The organism is Endoryza foliicola (assembly GCF_050589245.1).
GTDB lineage: Bacteria > Bacteroidota > Bacteroidia > Chitinophagales > Chitinophagaceae > Endoryza > Endoryza foliicola.
Window position 1 is genome coordinate 1 of sequence record NZ_JBOBEW010000015.1, and the last position, 4,748, is coordinate 4,748.

Annotated in this window: 7 protein-coding genes; 2 read left to right on the plus strand and 5 right to left on the minus strand. The window is 37.9% G+C overall.

All coding sequences use genetic code 11. The features are described from left to right. Together ACQ2HE_RS19635 and ACQ2HE_RS19640 are read left to right on the plus strand one after the other, a co-directional pair. The coding region (locus tag ACQ2HE_RS19635; protein WP_430902494.1) for a hypothetical protein at positions 1–938 on the plus strand (938 nt) is incomplete at its 5' end. 1 nt (position 939) lies between these two features. Beyond that, the gene (locus tag ACQ2HE_RS19640) at positions 940–1,440 is read left to right on the plus strand and encodes a HEAT repeat domain-containing protein (protein ID WP_430901840.1); all 501 of its coding nucleotides are present in this window, start codon (positions 940–942) and stop codon (positions 1,438–1,440) included. Here the strand turns inward: ACQ2HE_RS19640 and ACQ2HE_RS19645 are convergent. From ACQ2HE_RS19645 to ACQ2HE_RS19665, 5 genes are read right to left on the minus strand one after another with little or no spacing between them, the layout of a single operon-like run. Next, positions 1,427–2,020 carry a DUF4291 domain-containing protein gene (locus ACQ2HE_RS19645; RefSeq protein ID WP_430901842.1) on the minus strand — a complete coding sequence of 198 codons (594 nt, stop codon included), beginning with the start codon at positions 2,018–2,020 and terminating at the stop codon, positions 1,427–1,429. The two genes, ACQ2HE_RS19640 and ACQ2HE_RS19645, sit on opposite strands and share 14 nt — an antisense overlap. Next, entirely contained in the window at positions 2,017–2,223 is a 207-nt protein-coding gene (locus tag ACQ2HE_RS19650; protein ID WP_430901844.1) for a hypothetical protein, read from the minus strand. The genes ACQ2HE_RS19645 and ACQ2HE_RS19650 overlap by 4 nt, the downstream gene beginning before the upstream one ends. Further along, entirely contained in the window at positions 2,216–2,362 is a 147-nt protein-coding gene (locus ACQ2HE_RS19655; RefSeq protein WP_430901846.1) for a helix-turn-helix domain-containing protein, read from the minus strand. Before ACQ2HE_RS19655 ends, ACQ2HE_RS19650 begins: the two co-directional genes overlap by 8 nt. Positions 2,363–2,414: 52 nt before the next feature. Next, on the minus strand, positions 2,415–2,753 hold the full coding sequence (locus ACQ2HE_RS19660; protein WP_430901848.1) for a DUF2185 domain-containing protein: 339 nt from the start codon (positions 2,751–2,753) through the stop codon (positions 2,415–2,417). Positions 2,754–2,764: 11 nt separating this feature from the next. Continuing rightward, complete coding sequence (locus ACQ2HE_RS19665) at positions 2,765–3,820, minus strand: GH-E family nuclease (protein WP_430901850.1); 1,056 nt, start codon at positions 3,818–3,820, stop codon at positions 2,765–2,767. Positions 3,821–4,748 lie beyond the last annotated feature (928 nt).

Genomic DNA, 4,748 nt, shown 5'->3' on the forward strand with positions numbered 1-4,748 from the left:
GTGAATGGCAGCCTGTAAATGCTACAGGTGAAAATGTAGCTGTTGGGTCTAAGGAAACAAGTGATTATCGTTGGGTGGGTTTCGGGTTGGATGGAAAAGGCGCAGAAGGTACCGTTGCAAGTGCAATTTTACGGCATGGAACCTCTACTTATAAATTTAATTCTAGTTTTGACCAAAAAACACGTAGGGGGACTGGCTCACTCGCCATAAGCGATGGTAAAGGCAACAGCTTGAATATTCGTATTTTTGGAGACAATTCCGCACAATGGTCGCAGTCTTCAAACGGTAAGATAACCGAGACCGCTGTGTATCAAGACAGGTTTTATAAGGGTACGCCGGGCAATATTTCTGATAAAGGTACTTTTGTGGCAAGGGATGTAACCGGATATACAGGATTGGATTTTAGTTTTAAGAGAACAACTAACAATGTTTGGTGTGGCTGGTATCCAGAAGCAATTGAGAGTGTTGGCTTAGGGCCTGTGGAATTCCTCATCGGTGCTGGTGAGTTTAGATTAGCAGGGCGTGGGTTATCTGCTTTGGGACGCGGCTTGTCATATTTTGGACGAAATGCTGCTAAGGGGGGAACGTTTTATAGAGCAATGTCTAACGCAGAATTTGCAGCACTAGAGAGTAGTGGTGGATTAAGCCATATGGCAGGTAAAGAGTTGTTCGTTTCTAATAGTCTGAAGTATTCAAGAGATATGATGCTACGCCACCCTGATAAATATGATGTATTGGTTCAGTTTAATATGAAGCCAGGTGCGATGAATTATTTTAATCAAGTTGGTGTAATGCATAGAACAGCAGCAGGAGCAAGCGGTTGGGCAGGTAGAGGAAATCTATTATGGAAAGCTGAGGGACCTGCGATGAATTTAGGCATACAGTCTAACACACATATGTTTAATCCTTGGATAAGTAGTTTTAAAAAGATACATTAAAATGTTTGATTTTTGGAAATTTTATAAAGGACTGTTAAACAGGACTGATTATTTTGATAACTATTGGGAGCAGTTTCCTGATGGGCAACATTTACAATTTAAAAAAGAAACTCTTTCTTTGCTCAAGGATAATATTGCAAATAAAGATGATAAAGGGTTAGCTAATACCTTGGCCGTTATGTATAATGATGGAGCAGATAATGATTATACAGATATTTTACTGCAACTTTTAGATGAAAAATGGCACACTTCTGAAGAGGATATTATAAGTGTTCTTGAATTGATTAAAGACCCTAAAAGCGTAGACAAATTATATGAAGTTGCTCTTGATGTTCCTGATTACGATGATATGAGAGCCATAGCTAAAAAGTGTATGTGGGCTTTGAGTGCTATTAATACATCTGAGGCTATACAAAAATTGAAGCTATTGGAAAAAGTTGATGACCCAATTATAAAAGAAAATGCAGCATTTGAACTTGAGCAGGTTCTCAAAAAGAATTAACTATTAAAGCAATATTTTCAGGTAAAGGGTAAAGTTGTTCTTGTGGCAATAAACCCTTTGCCTGATTTATTTTACCCTCATTAATAAGTTGGTTGATGTGTTTGCAATTCTCTGTAATATCATCAATCTGCACAATCCAATCAGTAACATACCTTTCTACTGCAATATCTGATAAACCTATTTGAATAGAACGATAGTCTAAAGGTTGTAAAAAAATATCTTTTTCAGGATCCCATTGAATACGAACAGGCGAATTTTTTAGTGTTACTTTCCAAGTTTCATATGATGAATGAATTGCACTATCAAAATGAGATAAACAAGAATTTTCCAAAGCCCATTCAAATCCTGAACGTTTAATTTTTATGGCTAAAATGCATTCTTGATTTTCTTTGGTAGCCCAACCAGAACGATACATCATCCAAAGGAAAGAAGGCTTAATCCAAGTCATTCTTTCCATCTTAAATGGCGGAGATATAAAAGTTTTGTGTTCTACAGCCGACCGAGCAATAAGTTTAGTGAAAGCCTGATAAACTGTAATTGTATCGTTGTTATATACAGCTCTTACTGTTCTTTCATTCACAGTGCAGCAATATTTCTAAGTTTAACGGATTTAATAAAGCCATCCAATACGTGTAGGATATGGCTTTTTTCTGTGCCATCCATTTTATCCAGTTCGGCAAGTCGTTGAAGCATTACAGGGTCTTTAAACAAATCGGCTTTATCTGTTTCCCCCAATAAGTAACCAACCGTAGTATTTAAGTTGTTAGAATTTTTTTTAGCCACCCCCAATACTTGGGGTCATCTTATCCCTTTCATATCTACCAATTACCGAAATAGAAGTATTAAGAAGTTTTGCCAATTCTTCTTGTGTCATCTTTCTTTCATTGCGGAGAGCAGCCATTCTTTTACCGAAAGTCTCCATATTAAAAATTATAAAAGATTCATAAAGCCGTGATTTGACTATACAGTGAAATTTATTTATCATGAACAACTGTTATAAAGATATTATCAATTGTTCGCTCTAGTTCTGTACCAATATCAAATTCCAAAAACGGTATAATTGCCTTATCATAATTTGCAATGGTATTAACTGAATAAATCATGGAATTGTTTGGATTATCCACATATTCTTGACTTTCTGTGCCAGAAAAAAAGCGCCAACCAGAATCTGAATCAAATTCTGGCTCAGTGCGATACATATACCCGACTAGCAAACCCTCAACAGTTATTTTATCGGTTGCGATACAACTTCCAACCTTGTCTACTAATTGTTCTAATTGTTTTTCAGATAACTTAAATTTTTTTATTTGCATCTTAATTTAATTTACAAAGTCTTTTTTTGTTCATATTTGTGACTCTGATTACTTTTTCTGTCTTCCAATTGATACAAATCAGGGTCATTCTCTGCTTCTATTACTTCTTTACGAGTGCTATTCCTCCGTCGATGCATTTGCTGCCTCTTTCGCCATTCTTGCCCCGGCTTATGTCCAATATCTATTTGATCCTTTTTCAAAGTCTTTTTTGTGTTAGGATCAATCATCTGCCCTTTACTGTTTCTTGGCTGATTTTCCTTAATCTTCTCTATAGTTGATTTTCGTAATTTAACTCTATTTTTTACTGGATCTGTTACACCTGTATTAACTTTTGTTGTCGATTCTGAATTTGAAGAAGTTTTGACGTTTGTGGCAACCTTCTGCTGACCTGCTGGCTTGGCCTGTTGCACCTGCGCCTGTGGTTCTGGTTCAGACTGTTGTTGGCTTTTTGGAGTCGTTACACTTTTGACTTTCCCAAAAGATTTATACGTTCCAATTGCCCCAAATGCAACTACAGCACCTGTCTGAGTTGCAAATTCTCTAAACTCCTGTTCATCACTTGTTAAACAATTAGGATACCTTTCAATAGCTCCTTCAGGATCTTCCACAAATTCATCGAACATTTTCTGAATAAATGGCGAGCCTGGCTCGTGACCTTCTAGGTTAAAAGTATAATTTTGATTATTGAATTGTACATGCGTTACAACAAAGTCATGTTTGTAAGTAAACAATCCCCACAGAATTGAAACTTCTTTTTCCTCCTTAATTAATGTCAGTTGAGTTTTACCTGTTTTAGCGTCAACTGTTAGTAAATACCACTTCTCCTCTTCTCCATCAATGTCAGTATTACAAATTGGGCTATTCCCTGCAAACTGATACGGTGTGTACCAAGGATATTGTTCAAATAAAGGATCCACACTCAAAAACTTCCCTATTCTGGTATCATAAATCCGCATTCCATAGTCCTGCTGATTTCCGGTTCCCTTAACATCATTATCATTCTCTTTCCCATTAAACCCATACCTAAACTGAGTTCCGGCGGTGTAGGAGCGGTTGGGCATCAACATCCCAAACGGAGGGCTGCTTCTAACTCAAAGAACTACCCTAAAGCTACACTGCTTTTTTGACATTTGCTAACACTTTTAATCCCTGATTAATACTTATCTTAGACTCATTCCTGCTACGTGGTTACCAACCATCACAGGAACCCTTAAACCTTACATATACATTTTTCAACATGCGATCTTCCTACGAAGTACTTCCCCTTTTTGAAGAGTTCATCTCGGATACTCGAAAAGGTAAACGCCGCAAAGCTAATGGTGCCCCCTTGAGCATTGGAACCGTAAAGAACTACGAGACTGTTTTAAGGCTATTACAGGCCTATGAAGAGGCTGCTAGCTCAAAACTAACCGTTCGGGTATGGAAGGGCTTTAATAAGCGTTTAGAACAAACAGAATCGGCCTATTGGAAACGGTTCTTCAAGCGCTTCAGTGAATTTGTGTACAAGAGGGGTGGTTTTGACAACTANAAGGGCTTTAATAAGCGTTTAGAACAAACAGAATCGGCCTATTGGAAACGGTTCTTCAAGCGCTTCAGTGAATTTGTGTACAAGAGGGGTGGTTTTGACAACTACTTGGGTATGGTCATTAAAACCCTCAAAACCTTTTTCAAATACCTCAAAAAAGAGAAACACCTCCCCATAGGGGATTTTATCAGCCAACTTTACGTTTTCAAAGAAGACATTCCTGTAATTGCCCTGAGTCCGGAACGCGTGCGGTATTTGATCTATGATACCGATCTACGAGCCCAGCTCAATGCGGTTCAGTTGAAGGCTTTGGACATCTTCATTTTTGGATGTGCTGTAGGATTACGGTTTTCAGACTTGGTGCAGGTGAGCTCGAAAGACATTAAAAAAATGGAAGGAGCTTGGTACCTGTCAAGTGTTAGCAAGAAGACCAAAACAGCAAGCTTGGTTCGGTTACCCGATTATGCCAT

Coding starts and splice junctions, on each gene's coding strand:
- ACQ2HE_RS19665 (WP_430901850.1), bottom strand. CDS start 3,820: ATGTTGATGCCCAACCGCTCCTACACCGCCGGAACTCAGTTTAGGTAT.
- ACQ2HE_RS19640 (WP_430901840.1), top strand. CDS start 940: ATGTTTGATTTTTGGAAATTTTATAAAGGACTGTTAAACAGGACTGAT.
- ACQ2HE_RS19655 (WP_430901846.1), bottom strand. CDS start 2,362: ATGGAGACTTTCGGTAAAAGAATGGCTGCTCTCCGCAATGAAAGAAAG.
- ACQ2HE_RS19660 (WP_430901848.1), bottom strand. CDS start 2,753: ATGCAAATAAAAAAATTTAAGTTATCTGAAAAACAATTAGAACAATTA.